A 19,287-nucleotide genomic window follows, 5' to 3' on the forward strand; every position below is an offset into this window, starting at 1 on the left:
AAAATTCTTCGATTTATGAAGAATTTTTACAGCTTTTCATTTTATATGAGAATCATGGCTACAATGGTAGTCACAACAAGTCCGGAGACAACGGGAACCAAGTTCCTTCTGGCGAGTTCAAACGGGCTGACGTTGCAGATGGCCGCCGCAGGAATGAGCGCCCAAGGCACCAATGTTCCCCCTCCGACATAAATGGCTGCAATTTGCCCCAAAGCGGTCAGGGTAGCCGTTCCTTCGCCAATCACCGTTCCAAAAAGATTGGCAATGGATCCCACCAATGAAATGCCGGAAAACCCGGAACCGTCCAAGCCTGTAATGGCGCCGACTCCGGCAACCGTCATCGCCGCAATTTCCGTCGTTAACGGTACAACAAATGCCAAAGCGCTTCCTAAATCATTGATGATTCCGTGAGAACCTTTCGGCAAGTAATCCCCGATGATCTGGGTGAATCCGGAGTCCCCCAAATAGAAGAAGGCCGCAATGGGAATGACCGGACCGAACACTTTAAAGCCGAATTGGAATCCTTGAATTAAATAACTTGTCGTTTTTTCCAATCCCTCATTTTTGTGGGCAAACATGGAGAGGACGAGCAGCAGGGCGAGGGTTGTGCCACCGATGAGAGCCGTTGCGTCTCCTCCCGACAAATCAAAGATGGACATGGCCACGACATTCAACAAAAAGGCAACGGGAATCAGGAAAGCGAAAAATCGTTTTTGGTTTTGGGACAACAGATGCGGCTCGGCTTCCTCCTGGTCTTTCCTCGCGCCATCAAAGTTTCCTTCCATTTCAATGGTTCCCCGTTTCATATCCCGTCTGAGCATGAAAAAAGCCACCAATGTCGTAACGGCACCCATCACAATGACCAGCGGCACGCTGGCGGAAACGACTTCGCTGACCGGAAGGCCGGCCGCATCAGCGGTTAACTTTGGAGCTCCCTGGATGACAAAGTCACCGGATAAAGCGATGCCGTGCCCGAACAAGTTCATGGCCATCGCGACGCCAAGCGCAGGCAACCCCGCCCGGATCGCTACAGGCAATAAAACGGCTCCCAGAAGCGCCACGGCAGGGGAAGGCCAGAAGAACCAGGAGATGATCATCATCAAGATTCCGATTGTCCAGTAAGCCAATGCAGGATTTTTAATAATTCTTGAAAATGGGGAGACCATGACTTCATTAATCTCCGTTTTTAACAACACCCGGCTCATGGCGACAATAATACAAATGATCATAATGGTGGAGAGCAATTCACCAATGGCAAAGACGAAGCTTTCAAACACTTTCCTCAAAGAAAGCACAAAATCCCCGGTCGCCGCCATGGAGAGCAAAAAGATCCCAACCAAACAGACCAAAGTTGTATCCCGCCGTTTCACCATAAACCCGATAATGAGCATGATGAAAACAACATATATCCAATGCAATGCGGACAACTCGATTTCCATAGGCCACTTTCCTTCCATTCTTTTTGTTTAGGATATGAGGAAAATGACCAATGGGTGTGTACTGGGAAGTATATTACTAAATTTATTAAGAAGATATCTTAAACGGTATAACAGATGAAAGAGATAAGGTTAATAGTATAGCAAGGAAGGATCTATTAGCCGCTCTTTTATCAGGGGATTGGTGACCATAATTCAATTCACGCTTGGCACCTTTCACAGTCTTTGCGAAAACAATTGTAAAAATGGTTAAATTTTGATGGAATTAAAAATGGCACCATAAATATGGATACTTTCCATTTCTAAAAACTGAAAAAAGTGAAAAAGCTCTCCTCTATTGATCAGGACAGCTTAGAATACGTTTGGAATAATGCGCCGAATATAACCACACTTCATTCTGCGATTGGTTTATTGTTAGCAGGACAACAAGCTATTATCGATTTGATAAATGATGATGATAAAAAAGCAAAAGTACAGTTATATATTTCATCCCATTTACTACAAAGCATTAACGGACAACATATGGATGCCACTTATGATATAAAGACGGAATCCGAATATCTGGAAATGGTAGAGAAAAAATCTGGAGCTTTAGTATCAATGGCGTGTTTAGTAGGGGCTGCGTTAGCGGATGATAAAAACAATTCTCCCATTATTGAAAAGTATGCTAAGAATTTAGGAATTGCCGCGCAAATTGACAATGATTTATGTGCATTATTTCGCTGGGATGAGAAAAACGATATTAAAACAAAAAAAATTTCGCTTCCAGATGATGTATAAAATTTTGTGTAAAGCATTTTGCTAGACCAAAAGAAAAAAGGTAGGGTATTCTCTGATTGAACCCAAACATTCCAGAGAAAGGAGAACCCTACCTATGTCTAAAAGTATACCGAATGTCGACTGGGCAAATCAACTGGAAAGTGTCATTCGTCAGTTTGTAAAGGAAAAATTAGAACTGATCATGCGGGAAGAAATCAAGAATTTCCTCGAAATAGAACAGGCCGGAACATCAAATATGAGAAACGGCTACTATCAACGAAATCTAGATACGCAATATGGCCGGATTGAAGGTCTTTTGGTCCCTAGAGACCGAAACGGAGAATTTCAAACGCAGCTGTTTGCCCCTTACCAACGCCACACCGGCTGGCTGGAGGAAGCCATCATCAGGATGTATCAAAGTGGCATGAGTACACGGGAAATTGGCAAGTTTATCGAACGAATTTTAGGCAATGCCTATTCTCCTGCAACGATCAGCCGTATTACCGATGTAGTGAAGGAAGACATCGAGAAATGGCACACTCGTCCACTGCACAAGCGTTATTCCGTCTTATATTTGGATGGTTTATACGTAAAACTTCGTCGCGAAACTGTGGAGAAAGAAGTCATTTATGTGGTGTTAGGGGTGAACGAAGAAGGATATCGCGAAATTCTTGATTTCTTTGTGGGAGGACAAGAAAGCGCCTATGTATGGCAGGAGATTCTTCAACAACTATACAACAGAGGCGTCAAGGAAGTGCTTCTGGGCGGATTCGATGGACTACCGGGGTTGGAGGAAGCCTTTAAGGCGGTGTATCCGAAAGCCGATGTGCAGCGTTGTGTCGTGCACAAAGTACGTAATACCTTAAATCGTGTTCGGAAAAAAGATCAATTCGAAGTGGCAGAGGACCTCAAGCTGATTTATCGCGCGCCGAATAAGGAGATGGCATTACAGATGTTTCAACAGTTTGAGTCGAAATGGTCAAGCAAGTATCCGAGAGAAGTTCAATCTTGGGCCAATGAGTTGGATGTCCTCCTTACATGTATGGATGATCCAAGTAGTATTCGAAGTGTGATTTACACGACGAATGCCATCGAACGAACGATCAAGGAGATTCGGAAACGCCTAAAACCGATGAACAGTTTGAATAGTTTAGAAGCCGCTGAAAAAATCGTGTATTTGACCATTCAAGATTTTAATGAGAAATGGGCAGGGCGAAAGTTAAGAGGATTTGCCGAAGCACAGGAAGCCCTCGAGCGAATATTTGAAGAACGTTACAATTAACCAAATAATGTAAATATCAAACCAATACGATAAGGGGATTCTCCCTTTCCACACAAGAGACTGAATATTCAGTCTCCTGTGTGGAGAAAATCAGTCCCCTATCAATTCAAATCCATTTCAGAGAAACCCTACCCCATTTACATTACACAAAATTCTTGACGGTACCGATGGAACTGTTAGAATTAAAAAATTTATAGAGAACGAGTGTAAAGTAATATGTAAAAAATGTTTTACAAAGGGTACATGTTAACTAATATTTTCTATTCTCTTCTTAATACTAGGGTGAGTTTCAAACAAGTTATAACTTTTTTCAGGGACAAGTTTCTGTTTTTGCAGAATACTAAGAGTTTCCTTTGCACATTTTTTTCCGACAAATGAACTTGCAAATCGATCAGCAGATAATTCGCGCCGCTGTGAAAAAACGAAGTGTAGAATAAACGAAGAAACATAAAGTGTAAATTATCACTTTATTTCGGAACAAAAGAGCCATTTTTTTGCACATTCCTTCAGAAAGCCCTCTCCCCTTTTCTGAAAGAATGTGCTAAATTTTTTGTGAATTATTTCGGAAGAGAAAATCCATCGGTTCATAGGAGGGGGAGAAGGACGTGATTCAATTTCATGACTTTGGCATTGACGTCCAAACGTATGCAGAGCGTGGAAAAGAAAACGACTTCCCTCTTCTGAAAAAGTGTCCGCATTGCCGGGCCAAGCGCCCGTTGCACCGCCACGGTTACTATGAGCGAAACGCATTGACCCCACATGGTGATTATCGCATTTGGATTGTCCGGTATCGCTGTCGGGAATGCTTGAAGACGGTGAGTGTGCTGCCTTCCTTTCTCCTCCCGTATTTTCAGTATACGTTGTCCGCCATATGGCAAGTCGTGAAAGAGCAGTTGGGATTGACCGAGGGGACGAACCGGGCTCCGTTTCTCCCGACAAAGGACGGCATCATCTTTTATGTCCGGCGGTTCTGCCGAAACCTATCAAACCTTCACAGCTTTTTTGCGAGGCGGTGGAGGATCATAGGCCCTATCGTGAAAAAAGAAAAGGAACGGGCTTCCTGGTGGATCCGGACGTTGGAGAAACACGGTCTCTATTCGGTCATCAGAGACATGTGGGAGGACGGATTCCGACACCCTTTTGCGAATCAAATGGGATCCTGATTTTACATACATATCCTAAATTGGAAATAGTTGAGGTTCCCACAAACCTTTCCTATCGACGGAGAAAAAGCGATCCGGTACGATAAGGGCAGACGGACCGGAACGGTCCTGATTCCAAGTGAGACAAGGAGGAGATTCGAATGGATGAGTCGATGAGACACGACATTGCCCTGTTTCGGTACGGGCTAATCGCTCCGTTGGTGAATGGGCAGGTGGAACCGAAGACGTATCTGAAAGAGGTGAGCGAGCGAGTGCACCATGTTCCCCACCAGGGCGACAAACGAATCGCAGCCAAGACGATCCTCGATTGGTGCACCCGATACAAAAAAGGGGGCTTTGACGCCTTAAAGCCGAAGCGCCGTTCGGACCGCGGCCACTCAAGGCGTCTGTCGCCCGATGATGAGGATCATATTTTAGCCCTAAGAAAAGAACATCCCACCATGCCCGTGACGGTGTTCTACGAACACCTGATCGAGCAGGGGGAAATCCCAGAAAATCATACCTCTTACTTTACTATATACCGATTGTTGAAAAAACACAACCTTGTCGGGAAAGAAATCTTGCCCATGCCGGAGCGAAAGCGCTTTGCGTATGACCAGATCAATGAGCTTTGGCAAGGGGACTTATCCCATGGACCAACGATTCGAGTCAATGGGAAAGCCCAGAAAACGTTTTTGATCGCCTATATCGATGACTGCTCGCGGTTTGTGCCGTACGCGCAGTTTTTCCCTTCGGAGAAGTTTGACGGGCTGCGGATCGTCACGAAGGAAGCGGTGCTTCGTTGCGGGAAGCCGAAGCGCATTTACTCGGACAACGGGAAAATTTATCGATCCGAGGTGCTGCAGTATGCGTGCGCCGAGATGGGAATTACGCTCATCCACACCCAGCCGTATGACCCGCAAAGCAAAGGGAAAATCGAACGGTTCTTCCGCACCGTACAGACGCGGTTTTATCCGCTGCTGGAGTTGGATCCCCCGAAGTCGCTCGAAGAGCTGAACGAGCGCTTTTGGAGGTGGCTTGAAGAGGAGTATCATCGAAAACCGCACGCCTCGCTGGACGGAAAAACGCCGCATGAGGTGTTTCAATCGCAAGTGCATCTCGTGTCGTTCATCGAAGATGGCGATTGGCTGGATGCGATTTTTCTGAAGCGGGAGCACCGCAAGGTCAAAGCCGATGGAACGATCACCTTGAACAAGCAGCTGTATGAAGTGCCGCCCCGGTTCATTGGGCAATCGATTGAACTCCGCTATGACGAACGGGGCGTCTATGTGTACGAAGATGGAAGGAAGGTGGCGGAGGCCGTTCGGGTTCGTTTGGAGGACAACGCCTATGTAAAACGCCATCGGTCCCCGTTTGCGGCGATTCCGGCGAAGGAGGGAGAACACGGTGTATAAATCGTTTTACTCCCTTTCGCGGGAGCCGTTTGCGAAAGAAACAGACCCGTCCGAGGCGTATCAAGGGGCGCCGTTTCAGGAAGCGTTGCGGGCGCTGGAGTACGTGAAACGAACCCGGGGGATCGGGCTGTTAATCGGAGAGCCAGGGGCGGGCAAGACGTTCGCCCTTCGGGCGCTGAAAGAGTCATTGAATCCATCATTGTATCATGTCGTCTACTTTCCGTTATCCACCGGAGGCGTGATGGATTTTTACCGTGGTTTGGCCTTGGGATTAGGAGAGGAACCGAAGTACCGCAAGGTAGACCTCTTCCGCCAAATCCAGCAGGCGATCGAGCGATTGTATCATGAACGGCGGATCACGCCGGTGTTCATTTTGGACGAGATGCATTTAGCGAAGGATGCATTTTTACAGGACATCGCGATCTTGTTCAACTTTGAGATGGATTCGACCAACCCATTTGTCTTGATTTTGGCCGGGCTGCCCCATTTACAGGGGAAGCTGCGGCTCAATCAGCACCGCCCTCTCGACCAGCGGATCATCATGCGATACCGGATGGGGCCGCTGGAGAAGGAAGAGGTGGCGGGCTACATCGAACATCGGATGAAACAGGCCGGGGCGAAGCATCCGATCTTCACCCCATCGGCGTTAGAGTCGATTGCCCTGCAGTCGCGGGGATGGCCTCGGGTGATCAACACGTTGGCCACGACGTGCCTGTTATACGGGTACCAGCTGAAAAAGGACGCCATTGACGAAGAAATGGTGCGCATGGCCGCAGAGGAAATGGGGTATTAGCACGAAAGGGGCCGAATCGGCCTCTTTTGTGCTTTCTCTTTTCCATCGATCCATCAGGCGCGCTGGAAATCTACCTCTGAAATATTTTTTGAAAATGTCCAAGTCCCTTCCACGCAAATTCTGGGGGAATTGGACAAGGGTTTTGTCATTTTGATGAAAGAACTGCCGAGAGAAAGAACCATTCTGGCAGTGGGAGCATGCGGGGGAATGGAAGGAATTCTGGAAATGACCATTCATTATCTCCATCAACGGGAAGCTTTCGGCAAACCTTTGAGCCGGTTCCAGGCAATCCGCCATAAAATTGCGGAGATGACCGCCGAAGCAAAAATCAACAGGGTATTTGCGGAACATTGCCTGGATTTGCTCGCCAAAAGGGAACTTTCCACGGCTGATGCAAGCATTGCAAAATTATCTTCCACCGAAGCGCAGGGAAGAATTGTCGATGGTTGCCTCCAGCTATTTGGAGGTTACGGCTACATGGAAGAATATCCGGTTGCAAGGGCTTACAGGGATGCAAGGGTACAGAGCATCTATGGCGGCACATCGGAAATTATGAAAGAAATCATCAGCAGGGATGTACTGGGAAAATAGTATAAACATTTCTCCCAAAGAGCAGGGAGATTTCTGATATATCAAAAACAATGAGTAAGGGGGAGCATAGATGGATTTACAAAACAAAGTGGCAGTCGTGACCGGAGGAGCTTCCGGTTTGGGTTTGGCTACCGTTGAAAAATTAGTAGAAAAAGGGGCAAAGGTGTTTATTTTCGACTTAAACGAAAAGAAAGCGAAAGACGAAGCATTGCGTTTAGGTGATCAGGTGCGTTATTCGGTTGTGGATGTTTCGGATGATGAATCCGTGCAGCATGCCATCCGGCAGGTCATCGATACATTCGGCGCCATTCATATTTGTGTGAATTGCGCAGGAATCGGGACACCGGGAAAGACGATCGGAAAAAAAGGCGTTCTGCCATTGGAGACTTTCCGCAAAGTAATCGATGTGAACTTGATCGGGACTTTTAATGTGCTAAGACTTGCCGCGAATGAAATGAAAAACAATGAACCTTATACCGATTCCGGCGAGAGGGGCGTCATCATCAATACGGCTTCCGTTGCCGCATTTGACGGTCAAATGGGACAAGCGGCATATGCGGCAAGCAAAGCGGGGATCGCCGGGATGACATTGCCGTTATCCCGCGATTTATCGGAATTTGGTATCCGGGTGAATACCATTGCGCCCGGGGTTTTCATGACGCCGTTGGCAAAGACATTGCCGGAAAAGGTCCTTCAGAAATTGGCGGAAAGCGTGGAATTCCCGAAACGGCTGGGACGTCCGTCCGAATATGCGGAACTGGCCACATTTCTGATGGAAAATGAATATATCAATGGCGAAGTGATTCGTCTGGATGGCGCAATCCGCATGTCGCCAAGATAATCCGTTCATGAAAGGAAGGATCCATATGACAAACCATGCCAGAATCATTGGCGTCAACATGGTCAAGTTCGAAAAGCCTGGAAACAATGAACCTTATGAAGTGATGGCTGCCAGGGCCATTGAAGGGGCGCTGAAAGATGCCGGGATTGAACTGGACGATGTGGAACAGGCCTATGCCAGCTATATCTACGGCGACAGTACATGCGGACAAACGGCTTTGTACCAGGTCGGAATGACGGGAATGCCCATTATCAATGTCAATAACAATTGTTCTTCCGGTTCCACAGCCCTTTTTTTGGCCCGCCAGGCGGTGGAATCCGGTGCGGCCGATTGTGTGCTTGCCTTCGGATTCGAGGAAATGAGACCGGGGGCAATCGGGGAAAACTGGCCGGACCGCACTTCGCCGTTTCAATGGATTCAACAAAGGTTTATAGAATTGAATCCGGACTTGCCGGATGGCCCGATTGCGTTAAAGGTATTTGCTGCAGCGGGGCTTGAATATTTGAAAAAATACGGCGCACATCCGGAGATTTTTGGGAAGGTGGCGGTGAAGTCCAGAAAACATGCGGCCCATAATCCATTTGCATTATTTACAAAGGAACTTCAACTGGAAGAAGTGATGAATTCACCAATCATCTATCCGGGGCTGAGAAGATTGATGGCCTGCCCGCCGACATGCGGTGCGGCGGCAGTAATCGTCTGCAGCGAATCATTCGCGAAAAAGCATAACTTGAAACAGTCCGTCAAAATCATCGCCCAGTCAATGGCAACGGATCAGCCTGACAGCTATGAAAACAACCTGAATTTAGTAGGTTATGGCATGAGCCGACGCGCTGCCAGGAAAGTCTATGAAACAGCCGGTCTGGGCCCTGATGAGGTCGATGTCATCGAATTGCATGACTGTTTTACGCCGAATGAAGTCATCACTTACGAAGCTTTAGGTCTTTGCGATGAAGGGGAAGCGGAAAAACTCATTCATGATCAGGACAATACGTATGGCGGAAAGTATGTCATCAATCCGTCAGGTGGATTGATGTCAAAAGGACATCCAATCGGGGCAACGGGATTGGCCCAATGTGCGGAACTCGTTTGGCAACTGCGGGGAGAGGCGGGCAATCGTCAGGTGGAAGGCGCCAAAATCGCCCTGCAGCACAACCTCGGTCTAGGAGGCGCAGCGGTCGTTACAATGTATCAAAAAGATTAAAAAGAGAACATCAATTGTTGATTCAAAAAGCATTATAATCTTCAGGATTGATACTATTACGATAAATGTATCCTGATTTTATATAAAGTGTCAAAAATGCCTGGAACTTTATTGTTCCGGGCATTTTTTATTTGAAAGCCATGATTTTTTCACATTTTATTATTGGGAAAAGCATTGCCATAAGGGAAAACAGTTTTTAAAATGAAACAAAGGCATTAGGAAAAAAGAAACGGGTATTGCCCAAAGTATATGTACAAAGCTTTTCATAAAGGAGATGTAGAAAATAGTCCGATATCTATTAGTTCTATTAGTAACGCTACTATTTGCGGCATGTAATACGGAAATGGAGGCTCCTTCTAATGTCCCTGTTCCGCCCAATCCTCCCATGGAAGAGGAAGAGCCGGAAGTTCAACCGAAAGAACCGGAAATATACACTGCATCCATTTCGGCGGTGGGCGATGTTTTATTGCACAAACCGGTCTATGATGATGCGTACATCGGGAATAACCGCTACGATTTTTCAAAAATGTTTCAGCAAGTAAAGCCTTATTTGGAAAGTACGGACTTGACCATTGCCAATTCGGAAAGCATTATCGGGGGAAAAGAAATCGGCCTTTCCACTTATCCAACATTCAACAGTCCTTTTGAACTTGGCGATGCGTTAAAAGATGCGGGTGTGGATGTAGTTAATATGGCCAATAACCATGTACTGGACAGGGGAGAACGCGCCATTTTGAACGCAACAAACCACTGGAACGAGCTCGGGATTACGTATGTAGGATGTGCTGCAACAAAAGAAGAAGCGGCGCAAATTAAAACCATTACAAAAAATAACATCGTTTTTTCTTTTTTGGGCTACACATACGGAACAAATGGAATTCCTGTACCCAAAGGAAAAGAGTATTACGTCAATTACATCGATTTGGATAAAATGAAATCGGATATTGAAAAGGCGAAAGAAATGTCGGATGTGGTAGTCGTGAACATACATATGGGAAACGAGTATCAACGGCAATTTAACCAGTATCAGGATCAAATAGCCCAACACTTGGCCGATTTCGGGGCCGATATCGTCTTTGCTCATCATCCCCATGTGCTGCAGCCTGCAAAATGGTATACCGGGGAAAAAGGAAATCAGACATTTGTCATTCATTCCTTGGGCAATTTTTTATCCGGGCAAGACCTTCCCTTCACCCGCATCGGCGGAATCATACAACTGGATGTAAAAAAGACGGTATTATATGATGAAGAGGGGAATGAAAAAACGTTGGTGGAGATATTGAATCCTCAATTTTTGCCGACTTATGTAACTTTCCAAAATTGGAGAAACTACGAAATTGTCCCTCTCTATCGTTTAACAAACGAAGAACTTCCTAATGCCTATGGAATTTATGAGGAAATCAAATCCCATATGAGCCAATATGTTCCGGAAATGACATTTATCGAATGGGAACCGGTTAATTGAACAACTTAATTTTTCATGCTAAGTATAGAAACTTGCTTCAATGGCTATACTTAGCTTTTTTATTTTGTTATACACTTTTCTTCTTTGCGCATTCTAAAGATACGGTACATCGATTAGTATGGAACATTTGATAACCATTATGTAAAAAGAAAGGAGTGAGTGAATGCCGATTCATTTGTACATTGAACAATATTTTCGGCAATTTCCGAAAGCAAGGCAAACGGGAATCGAAATTAAAAATCCTCCGTTGGATAAACGCCCCAAGGTATTTCGGATAGAAGAACGGTTTGTCAAAACAGGGAGTGCGGAAATCCCGATCAGGATTTATACACCCAATGAAGAAGAGAAACATCCTGTATTTATTTTTTTCCATGGCGGAAATTTGATTCCTGGTGGGATTGAAACCCACGATGTCAGTTGCCGGTTGATTTGTTCATTGGCGGGATATAAAGTGATCGCCGTCGATTATTGCACACCAGGGCGTGAAGAGAAGATGCTCAGTCATTGTTATGACGCTACGAAATGGATTGTTGATCATGTGGAAGAATTGGGAGGTCTTCCGAACCAACTGGCGATTGGAGGGCCAAGCATCGGCGCGCATTTTGCCGCAAACATTGTCCTTCATTTCATCCTTCAAGAAAATATCCGGTTTAAAAAACAAGTATTACATTATCCAATCATCCATTTTGACCAACAAATAAAGGACAGTCCGCATTTTTCAAGAGCGCTTTTTAATGGGAAATACGGAATCGACCTTTCCTTGCATTCATTATCCCTCTCCAACATCAAGGATGCATCTGTTTCCTATTATGCTCCCTTTGACGTAAAAAATGAGGTATTGGCGCAAATGCCTCCAACATTAATCTTTACAGCCGAATATGATCCTTTTTGCGATGAAGGGGAAGAGTTTGCGGAATTGTTAAAACAAGCCGGTGTTGACGTCAAGCATGTCCGTTTTGACGGAAATGTCCACGGTTTTATGCAGAATTTTCCCGGTTCTCCCGATTTTATGCGTGGCCACGAATTGACCGCCGAATTTTTGATGAATTAATTTGGCGAGAAGGATCTCCTTCCCGCCATTTTATTTTTCCTTACGATATTCACCGTCATTTTCATTTTCCTTCTTTTTGTTTTCCAATACTGTTAAAATGACGCTTTCTATACGATGTTGATCCGCTTCAACGATTTGGAAGCGCAAATTTTCATATTCAAACACTTTATTTTTGAAAGGATATTGTCCTACATGTTCCAATAAAAATCCGTTCAAAGTGTCAAAATCTTCGGATGGCAAATGAATATTCAATTGTTCTTCGATTTTGTACAAATGGGTGACGCCTTTTATTAAATATTGATCCGGTCCTATTTTTTGAATTTCTTTTTCTTCCGCATTTGTCTCGCTTTCGATTTCTCCGACAATTTCTTCGATGATATCTTCGATTGTGACAAGCCCGGCCGTACCTCCATATTCATCGATGACAATCGCCATATGGACATCGCTCTTTCTCATGGTTTGAAACAATACATCAATGGATAATGAATCAATGACAAAAATAGGTTTTCGAATAATGTTTTTTAATTGAAATTCCTCTTTTTCATCGACTTGCCTCAAAATATGCAGCAAATCCTTTACATGCAAAATGCCGACGATATGGTCGATATCTTCTTCATAAACGGGAAAGCGGGTATAGCGGTTTTCATCGACAATCGCTAACGTCTCTTCCAGGGTCGCTTCAACCGGGATGGCGGCAATATCAACGCGATGGGTAAAAATATCGGAAACCAATTTGTCATTAAATTCAAAAATGTTTTGAATCATTTTGCTTTCGCTTTTATTAATGGTTCCCTGGATGCCTCCCAGCTCGACCATCAGCCTTATTTGCTCTTCCGTAGCTTCTTCACGGATGACTTTTTCATCCACTTTCAATAAGCGGAGCACTGCACTTGTTGAAAGGCTGAGCACCTTAACGAGGGGATAACAGACATAGAAAATGCCGATTAAGGGATATACGACTAAATTGGCTACCCTTTCTGCCTGTTGCAACGCGATTTTTTTGGGCACGAGTTCCCCGAATACAAGGGTAAAATAGGACAAAATCGCCGTAATGAATACGACGGAGATAATATCGAGCGTTTCAAGCGTCAACGGTACGCCTGCATCGTACAAGAATGCGGCAAATTCATCCGAAAAGCTATCCGCAGCGAAGGCGCTGGCCAAAAAGCCCGCCAATGTAATGCCGATTTGGATGGTGCTTAAAAATCGGCTCGGTTCGGAAATTAATTTATCCAATAATTTCGCTTTTCGATTCCCTTCATTCGCAAGTTTTTTGATTTTGATTTCATTCAATTCGACAAGGGCAAATTCCGATGCCGCAAAAAAAGAATTCAAAAAAATTAACAGAATGAGTACAATCAGGGTTGACATAAACAATCCTCCAATGATTGGGGTAATCACCTTTATATTATAATAAAGCAGAAAAAGGGTGTTTTTAATTTATTGTGACTAAAAATTTAAACATTGGCTTTCGTTAAATTTAGCTGCAAATTCGACGGGAAGTGTTTTAAATAATTTACATTTTTATTTTCAGTTCTTAATTTTTATGAGATAACTATTGGTAAGAACAGGGGAGAGGAGTAGGTGATATGAACAATCTGCAAAAAGTGGCTGATTGGCTTCGTTCTTCGAAAAAAACGGTGGTGTTGACAGGCGCAGGAATGTCCACGGAAAGCGGAGTCCCGGATTTCCGGTCCGCATCCGGCTGGTGGACCAAAACCGATTTGCAAAAGGTGGCGACAGTGGACGCGTTGGAGTTCAATTATCCTTTATTTCATGAATTTTATTCCATGAGGATTCGTTTGCTCGAAAAATGCGCTCCTCATGAAGGCCATCATATTCTTGCAAAATGGGAGAAAGATGGGATTCTCCACAGAATCGCCACTCAAAATGTGGATGGCTTCCATTTCCAGGCTGGCAGCAAATGCGTCGATGAGCTGCATGGTTCGATTTATACCTTTCGCTGCCATTCATGCGGACAAAGTGCATCAAAAGAGTCTTTCCTGGCAAAGGAACGATGCGGGCATTGCCAAGGTTATTTGAGGCCCAATGTGGTGCTGTTTGGCGAAATGTTGCCGGAGAAAGCATGGCAAAATGCTTTATCCAACATACAAAGCGCAGATCTGGTCATTGTCATCGGAACAAGTCTGGAAGTGTATCCGGTCAACCAGCTCCCAATGATGACAAAAGGAAAAAAGGTGTATATCAATAAAGAAATTGCTTCCCATGCATCCTACTTTGACTGCATTCTGGAAGGAAAGGCGAAAGAAGTGTTGATCAAATTGGATGAATTGCTCTCCACCAACAAGTAATCAAAAACATCAAGACCCGAGTCTCAGAAAACGGGTCTTTTTTCATTTGACCAATTCCGTGTTTTCCTATAGAAATTTTATTTAACGAGAAAAATAACGTTAAAATAATGCAAATCGTCGTTTAAATGGACATTGAATTTTTCCTGTTTTCACCTAGAATAAAATGTACGACATCAAGAGAGGGGCTTACGTATGTGGATCGGGGCTGCATTGTCCACTATGTTTTGTTTTGGCACCAATAATATGATTTTTAAATGGAGTACAGCCAAAGGCTATTCCAAAATACATATTCAACTTTATTTCTATTTATTCGCGTTTCTGATTACGGCCACTTATGGATTATTTGTCAGAATCCATCATATGAACCTGGCTACCATTCTCCTTGGAGCATTGATCGGAATTTTGAATACCAACGGCAATATTCAAATGTCGAAAGCTTTCGAGAAGGGGCCGGCAAGCATTACAAGTTCATTAATCAGTTTAAATACCATTATTCCCATCTTAAGTGCCGCATTGATTTTCCATGAGCATATCACGGTATTGCAATGGACGGGGATTTTCATCATGTTATGTTCAGCTGTGGCGATACAATATAAACCTTCCAGTGATATCCATGTAGAATATTTGCCTTGGATGATGAGAATTTGTTTTGCGATTCTTTCCCTCGGCATTCTGGGAATATTGATGAAAACATCGACTTATATGCATATTGTTCCATTGAACATGTTAATAGCCATGTACGGCGGAGGCGCAGTTTACTTGCTTGCAAACAGCTTCCTTGTCCATGAAAAATGGCAGCAGTCAGAATTAAAAATTGGCGCAGTTGTCGGCCTGTTAAGCGTCATCGCCTATAGCTGCTATTTTTTTGCGTTGCAAAAAGGAGTTGCCAGCATCGTATTTTCCATCGTTTCATTGAGCTGTTTAGTGGTCGTTTGCGGAAGTAGTCTCATCTTTCACGAGAAGTTAAAAATGTATCAGATCCTCGGTGTCATTACAGCATTGTTGGGCATGATTTGCACAAAGTTTTAATTGAATGGAAAAGCCATTATACATTGAAAGCAAACAGGAAACATGATCATGGGGGCGAAACCGGCCCTCATTTTATATTTCCATGAACAATTGATGTAGTAGCACAATATATATAATTATGGGGAAACACTAATAGGAAAGAGGTACGATAAGTGGCTGCTTATCATTGGGGTGTTGATTCATCGCAAAAAGTGACGGCGGACTTGTACAATTGTGTGTTAAACAATTACGGAAAACCGGAATTTTGGGGCAGGTATTTGACCCGGGTCGAAGGGGCTTCTGACGGTTTGGACCGTGAAGAAATCGAACTTTTGCACAACAGCGGCACAAAATTGCTTCCAATTTACAATGATTTCAAAAAAGCGGTGGGAGAAAATGAAGGACGGATGGTGGCCATGTTCGCATCCTATCATGCCAAAAGACTGGGAATCCGGAAAGGCACTCCGATATTCGCCAATGTTGAACGTTTCTTTGAAGTGGATAGCAATTGGATTCGTGGTTATGTCTATTACATGTATAATACGGACTTTAAACCGGGTTTTTATCACGATCCGACAGAAGGAAATTTTGCGAAAGCATATTGTGAAGCGGTCAGCCAAGATCAGATGGTTGCCACTCAAGCCATTCTCTGGAGTGCGGAACCGGATCCGGGCGTTTCAAAAGCGCAGTTTGCTCCAAAATTCAATCCGGCCAAAGTGCCTTGTGAAGCCAACGTGTGGATTTGGCAGTACGGCAGGGATTCGAAAATCTGTCCAATCGATACAAATCTTGCGGATAGCCGTTTGTTTGAGATGCTATATTGACATTAGTAAACTAGGTTTACAAAAATTCTGAAGATCAGTACCGATTTTTAGAGTGTCGAAAAAGGATGGATATTATTCTTAGGAGGCGTATGAAATAACGCCTCCTTTTTGCATGAGTCGACTAAATTCGGGAACAATACAAAAAAATAGTTCATTAGGTTGTGTTGCCATTGATGAGAAAAATAGTACTTACTTTTCTAATATTGATTGTCATAACACCATCGGATGGAATGTCGGCAAATTTTGATTTATTGCATTCCGACAAAATTGACATACTTGATCCTTACAGCAAAGAAGTAATTTTTACAATCAATCCTTATGATTATTGGATTGAGTACGATTTGACAATCTTGAAAAGGGAAATGGAACGTTGGGCCGAAGAAATTCAGCCGAATTATCGAAAGGAAATGATCCTTGACCGAATCGACTCGAACGGAGAGATTATTAAAGGCTCCCCAAAAATTGAAATCAATACGCCTCTTTTCATAGAAAAAATTTTGCAACTCTCCTTTACAGGCGGAAAAATCGAAATTCCTTTAAAAGTGACCGAAAGCAATTATCGTAAGTCGGATGTGCCTCATTTGAAAGAGGTGGTTTTGGCTTCCTATACAACTTTCTTTAATCCCAATCAGGAAGGCAGAAGCAAAAATATCGAGCTTTCTGCTGCGGCCATCCATAATGTCATCGTCGGCAGCGGCGATAAATTTTCTTTCAATTCCGTTGTAGGACCAAGGGAAATTGCTGAAGGTTACCAAATGGCGCCGGAAATCGTCAATGGGAAAAAGGTGATGGGGATTGGAGGAGGTGTTTGCCAAACATCTTCAACACTTTTTAACGCTGTCGACAAACTGCCCGTTGAGATTCTGGAACGGCATCATCATTCGATGGATGTCGGATATGTTCCAAAAGGCAGGGACGCGACGGTTTCCTTTGGCGGCCTTGATTTTCAATTTCGGAATGCAACGGGTGTTCCATTTGTCATCCAAACCTATTACAGGCCTGGTTCAATTACCGTCGAAATCAGAACTTCGAAAGAATATGCAGATTTGTTAAAAAATGAATTGGCGGAAATTGAACAACCATGATAATAATTCATCACATAATTCCTCTCCCTTCATCCAAACTATTATCGAAACTATAAAGGAGGAGGAAAGTGAAATGCCAAATCGCAGACCAAATCCGGACGATCGTTCCGATAATGTGGAAAAATTGCAAAAAATGGTGCAAAATACGATAGAAAATATTCATGAAGCCGAAGCAAGCATGGAGTTTGCAGGTCCGGAAGAAAAAGAAAAAATCAGAGCCAAAAATGAACGTCGCCGAAAAGCGATTGAAGGTTTCCGCAAAGAAATTAAAGAAGAATATGCTGCCCGTGAAAAGGGCGAAGTATAAAGAAACTGGCGCAAAGCCAGTTTCTTTTTTTGTTGCAATCATTTTTTGTTTTTTTATAATAAATATTGACCAAATTTTGATATAAATACGAATGGAAGCTGGAGTATGTCGGGGAGGGGTTATCAATGAACATGGTTGAAACACTTGTCAACCAAAGCCGCAATGTCATGGATTTGGTGAAACAATTAAGAAAAGTTGCTACAAAAAAAGGCAGCAAGCGTACGGAATTAATCGAGAAATTTACGGCCAACCAGCATTCATTCAATGTTTATACATATGCAAGCGAAGAGGCGAGACAATCAAAAGAAGTGGATCATTTAAAAGTGAAATTGGATGAATTCAGCAGCCAATTCGATCCAGCCCGTTATGAAGATGACGGGGAAGTGAACGCGGAAAAAATCAATGTGTTGTATCGGGAAGTATTGGTTGCCTACAATGATATGGTTGTCGCTCTTGGATATGATAAACATGTGATTGATGTAGAGAAATTTTAATAAAAAAAGGAAGTGGCTTCCATCTTTCCACTTCCTTTTTTACTTTTTATATTCATATAGCAATTCTTCCGTTTTCGGATCGACGGAAACATGCAAATCATGATCATTAAAAAACCATTCATCATCTTTTTCGATAAAGAAATGGATGCCGTCTACGACTGTTTCAACCCCGATATCGTGAGGCTTTTCCCGGTTCATTCCAAGGGAAAAGGATTCATGAAACGGGGAACATCCTCCATAACGGGCATAAAAACGGATATAGTCGCCATGTTCTACTTCCATTTCTTCTTTAAACCAAGTTAGCGCTTCGTCTGTAATAACAATTTTCATTTTTAACCTCCATTCACAAGAATCTTATAGCCATTTCACTTTCGGTTCTGTACCTTCCCGAATGCGTTTGATATTGGAACGATGACGATAGAAAATAAAGCTTGCCAATATGACTACTAAAATAAATAATGCATAATCACCTGTGACAATCCAATATATAATACTGTAGATAACTGCTATGACAGAAACAACCATTGAGGACAGGCTGACGATTTTCGTGATTTTTAGCGAGATTAAAAAACCGATGACAAGTAGTACAAAAAATGGCCATGAATAGCCTAATAGCACTCCGCCGGATGTGGCAACCGCTTTCCCGCCGCGGAAACCGGCGAAAATAGGGAACATATGGCCAAAAGCTGCAACCGCCCCTAAAATAAGAGGATGTACAACTGTGTCGCTAAAATAAGGCATGATCGGCAACAAGGTTGCGATGGTTCCTTTTAAAATATCCATAATCGTCACAACTATGCCCGCTTTTTTACCAAGCACCCGGAATGTATTGGTTGCACCCAGGTTTCCGCTGCCGTGTTCGCGGATATCCGTTTTATAAAAAATTTTTCCGATCCATAAACCGGACGGAATCGAACCGATCAAATAAGCGCAAAGAATTGCTAATACATTTACCATATCAAGATTCCTTTCAATTTAAACGTTTTGTTTTCAGCGATAATCATTTTACACTTTTTTCTTAATTAGAAAAAGAGTCTTTTCACTTTTTTGGCATCGGAAAAAATATCTGATAAAAAATTGTTTAATCAAGAAGGAAATTAAACTACTTATCGGGAATGAAAGAAATATTTTCATTTATTATATATGATGTACCAAGCGGAATAAAAAACGTTTAACGGATGGTTTTCGAAGTATTTTCAATTAAAAATAAAGAAACTTGTTTTTTATTTATTTGAAATGATTTGTTAAAATGATAAAGCTGTTAAATGTACTATATAT

General features: G+C 43.3%; 20 protein-coding genes. 16 read left to right on the forward strand and 4 right to left on the reverse strand.

What is annotated here, in order from left to right; translation table 11 throughout:
• Positions 1-41 precede the first annotated feature (41 nt).
• Positions 42-1,439: a hypothetical protein gene (locus NST62_RS06310; RefSeq protein WP_342463231.1), complete on the reverse strand. Its 1,398-nt coding sequence runs from the start codon at positions 1,437-1,439 to the stop codon at positions 42-44.
• Positions 1,440-1,754: 315 nt separating this feature from the next.
• On the opposite strand from NST62_RS06310, the gene NST62_RS06315 reads away from it, so the two are divergent.
• From NST62_RS06315 to NST62_RS06360, 10 genes are all read left to right on the forward strand, one after another.
• A complete protein-coding gene (locus NST62_RS06315) occupies positions 1,755-2,216 on the forward strand; it encodes a polyprenyl synthetase family protein (protein ID WP_246045900.1) in 462 nt (153 codons plus the stop codon).
• A gap of 94 nt (positions 2,217-2,310) precedes the next feature.
• On the forward strand, positions 2,311-3,477 hold the full coding sequence (locus NST62_RS06320; protein WP_342463232.1) for an IS256 family transposase: 1,167 nt from the start codon (positions 2,311-2,313) through the stop codon (positions 3,475-3,477).
• A gap of 605 nt (positions 3,478-4,082) precedes the next feature.
• On the forward strand, positions 4,083-4,640 hold the full coding sequence (locus NST62_RS06325; protein WP_087959845.1) for a DUF6431 domain-containing protein: 558 nt from the start codon (positions 4,083-4,085) through the stop codon (positions 4,638-4,640).
• Between the two features lie 140 nt (positions 4,641-4,780).
• A complete protein-coding gene (locus NST62_RS06330; protein ID WP_099232911.1) occupies positions 4,781-6,034 on the forward strand; it encodes an IS481 family transposase in 1,254 nt (417 codons plus the stop codon).
• Positions 6,027-6,827 (forward strand): AAA family ATPase, encoded by an 801-nt coding sequence (locus tag NST62_RS06335; RefSeq protein WP_087959892.1) that lies wholly within the window; start codon positions 6,027-6,029, stop codon positions 6,825-6,827. Before NST62_RS06330 ends, NST62_RS06335 begins: the two co-directional genes overlap by 8 nt.
• Positions 6,828-6,956: 129 nt before the next feature.
• On the forward strand, positions 6,957-7,418 hold the full coding sequence (locus tag NST62_RS06340) for an acyl-CoA dehydrogenase family protein (protein ID WP_328216637.1): 462 nt from the start codon (positions 6,957-6,959) through the stop codon (positions 7,416-7,418).
• A gap of 70 nt (positions 7,419-7,488) precedes the next feature.
• The gene (locus NST62_RS06345; RefSeq protein ID WP_141602480.1) at positions 7,489-8,259 is read left to right on the forward strand and encodes a 3-hydroxyacyl-CoA dehydrogenase; all 771 of its coding nucleotides are present in this window, start codon (positions 7,489-7,491) and stop codon (positions 8,257-8,259) included.
• Between the two features lie 25 nt (positions 8,260-8,284).
• On the forward strand, positions 8,285-9,463 hold the full coding sequence (locus NST62_RS06350; protein ID WP_141602481.1) for a lipid-transfer protein: 1,179 nt from the start codon (positions 8,285-8,287) through the stop codon (positions 9,461-9,463).
• A gap of 343 nt (positions 9,464-9,806) precedes the next feature.
• Positions 9,807-10,928 (forward strand): CapA family protein, encoded by a 1,122-nt coding sequence (locus tag NST62_RS06355; RefSeq protein ID WP_141602482.1) that lies wholly within the window; start codon positions 9,807-9,809, stop codon positions 10,926-10,928.
• A gap of 163 nt (positions 10,929-11,091) precedes the next feature.
• Positions 11,092-11,979, forward strand: coding sequence for an alpha/beta hydrolase (locus tag NST62_RS06360; protein WP_141602483.1), 888 nt, complete (start codon positions 11,092-11,094; stop codon positions 11,977-11,979).
• A gap of 30 nt (positions 11,980-12,009) precedes the next feature.
• On the opposite strand, the gene NST62_RS06365 is transcribed toward NST62_RS06360, so the two are convergent.
• Positions 12,010-13,350, reverse strand: a complete 1,341-nt coding sequence (locus NST62_RS06365; protein ID WP_342463233.1) for a hemolysin family protein — start codon at positions 13,348-13,350, stop codon at positions 12,010-12,012.
• 218 nt (positions 13,351-13,568) lie between these two features.
• Here NST62_RS06365 and NST62_RS06370 point away from each other — a divergent pair, with 218 nt between their 5' ends.
• From NST62_RS06370 to NST62_RS06395, 6 genes are all read left to right on the forward strand, one after another.
• Positions 13,569-14,291 (forward strand): NAD-dependent deacylase, encoded by a 723-nt coding sequence (locus tag NST62_RS06370; RefSeq protein WP_342463234.1) that lies wholly within the window; start codon positions 13,569-13,571, stop codon positions 14,289-14,291.
• Positions 14,292-14,483: 192 nt separating this feature from the next.
• Positions 14,484-15,320, forward strand: coding sequence for a DMT family transporter (locus NST62_RS06375; RefSeq protein ID WP_141602486.1), 837 nt, complete (start codon positions 14,484-14,486; stop codon positions 15,318-15,320).
• Positions 15,321-15,472: 152 nt separating this feature from the next.
• Positions 15,473-16,123, forward strand: a complete 651-nt coding sequence (locus tag NST62_RS06380) for a glycoside hydrolase domain-containing protein (protein ID WP_141602487.1) — start codon at positions 15,473-15,475, stop codon at positions 16,121-16,123.
• A gap of 173 nt (positions 16,124-16,296) precedes the next feature.
• The gene (locus tag NST62_RS06385; protein ID WP_141602488.1) at positions 16,297-17,208 is read left to right on the forward strand and encodes a VanW family protein; all 912 of its coding nucleotides are present in this window, start codon (positions 16,297-16,299) and stop codon (positions 17,206-17,208) included.
• A 73-nt stretch (positions 17,209-17,281) separates the two neighbouring features.
• Complete coding sequence (tlp, locus tag NST62_RS06390; RefSeq protein ID WP_141602489.1) at positions 17,282-17,515, forward strand: small acid-soluble spore protein Tlp; 234 nt, start codon at positions 17,282-17,284, stop codon at positions 17,513-17,515.
• Positions 17,516-17,640: 125 nt separating this feature from the next.
• Positions 17,641-18,009 (forward strand): hypothetical protein, encoded by a 369-nt coding sequence (locus tag NST62_RS06395; RefSeq protein ID WP_141602490.1) that lies wholly within the window; start codon positions 17,641-17,643, stop codon positions 18,007-18,009.
• Between the two features lie 39 nt (positions 18,010-18,048).
• On the opposite strand, the gene NST62_RS06400 is transcribed toward NST62_RS06395, so the two are convergent.
• On the reverse strand, positions 18,049-18,339 hold the full coding sequence (locus NST62_RS06400) for a HesB/YadR/YfhF family protein (RefSeq protein WP_141602491.1): 291 nt from the start codon (positions 18,337-18,339) through the stop codon (positions 18,049-18,051).
• 24 nt (positions 18,340-18,363) lie between these two features.
• Entirely contained in the window at positions 18,364-18,966 is a 603-nt protein-coding gene (plsY, locus tag NST62_RS06405) for a glycerol-3-phosphate 1-O-acyltransferase PlsY (protein WP_141602492.1), read from the reverse strand.
• Positions 18,967-19,287: the final 321 nt, after the last annotated feature.

The organism is Ureibacillus sp. FSL K6-8385, from assembly GCF_038593155.1.
In the GTDB taxonomy this organism is placed as follows: Bacteria; Bacillota; Bacilli; order Bacillales_A; family Planococcaceae; genus Ureibacillus; species Ureibacillus terrenus.